We start from the raw sequence: 366 nt of genomic DNA on the forward strand, positions 1-366 counted from the left end.
CCGTCGCGCAGAACAACTCCGCGCTTTTTCGGATTGCGGATTCTCTTTTTTATTGTCTGATAAGACGCTTTCAAATATACGACCGTTCCGATATTTTTATAATGTTTCATCGCCTCTTCGCAATAAATCACACTTCCGCCCGGGGAAATGACCGCGTTTTCCGCATCGACGTCTGCATTCACCCTGTTTTCGATCTCAATAAACCCATCTTCTCCCACTTCGGCTATAATCTCACACAAAAGTTTCTTCTCCTGCTCCTGGATCAACAGATCTGTATCGATAAACTGCATTCCGAGACGCTTCGCCACAACGATGCCGACCGTACTCTTTCCTACTGCGGGCATCCCTATAAAAATCAAATTTTTT

Annotated in this window: 1 protein-coding gene; it reads right to left on the minus strand. The window is 45.1% G+C overall.

The genetic code is table 11. The annotated features are described in order from the left end of the window. A partial coding sequence (locus NE619_RS18130) for a shikimate kinase (RefSeq protein WP_256133876.1) occupies positions 1 to 366 on the minus strand: 366 nt, incomplete at both ends.

The sequence above is a fragment of the Anaerovorax odorimutans genome, from assembly GCF_024459955.1.
GTDB classification, from domain to species: Bacteria; Bacillota; Clostridia; order Peptostreptococcales; family Anaerovoracaceae; genus Hominibacterium; species Hominibacterium odorimutans_A.